This window comes from Oleiphilus sp. HI0132, from assembly GCF_001635845.1.
This window is the reverse complement of record NZ_LWGJ01000131.1, coordinates 1-782: the sequence shown is the minus strand read 5'-3', so window position 1 is coordinate 782 and position 782 is coordinate 1. Positions and strand designations below refer to the sequence as shown.

Sequence of the window (782 nt, the reverse complement as noted above, 5' to 3'; positions counted from 1 at the left end):
GCAAGCGCCTGCACAGTAAACAAAACGGTAAAGACTTTGAAATTCTTGCTGTCAATGTTGACGTCACCACTGAAGAAGCGATGCGTTTTCTTGAACAGTACCCAGTGGATTTTCCGGTACTGGAAGAACGAAGTGGGAAATCCCAACAGGCTTACGAGCTACTCACCATGCCTACATCATTTTTGATAGATCGAGAAGGTTATATTCGCATTGCTCATCAGGGGTTTAACACGGGGTTTATTCGTTACCTCGAGAAAGAAGTCAACATGCTGCTTCAGGAGTAAACATTTAGTCTTTACCGTTTTCCGTTATTAGATTCGCATTAGTCCCATTTTCTTTGATACATTAGCGCTTCAGAACACCTTTTTGACTATCAATAATTACGGTAAAGATCATGGCTCCTAAAGTTATTCAGAACTGGCATACTGTTGTGAAAACACGAGATATCAATGCTCTAGACAATTTATTGGCTGATAACGCCACGATGTTTTCTCCGGTAGTTCATACTCCGCAAAGAGGCAAAGCCATTACAAAACTATACCTAATGGGCGCAATGCAAACGATTGCGAATGAACACTTCAAATATATTCAAGAAGTTTACAACGACCATTTTGCCGTGCTCGAATTCGAAACCCTTATTGACGGCAAAACCGTCAATGGTGTCGACATGATCACCTGGAACGAAGATGATCAAATAACTGAATTCAAAGTCATGCTGCGCCCTCTTCAGGGCATCAATGCCGTTCACAAGGCAATGGGTGAAGCGCTCGCAAAATTTCAAC

At 42.1% G+C, this 782-nt stretch carries 2 protein-coding genes; both read left to right on the top strand.

Translation table 11 applies throughout. The features are described 5' to 3' along the window. Positions 1-284: TlpA disulfide reductase family protein (locus A3766_RS01685; protein ID WP_156508609.1), on the top strand; the 284-nt coding region annotated here is incomplete at its 5' end. A gap of 110 nt (positions 285-394) precedes the next feature. Next, positions 395-782: nuclear transport factor 2 family protein (locus A3766_RS01680; protein WP_068641535.1), on the top strand; the 388-nt coding region annotated here is incomplete at its 3' end.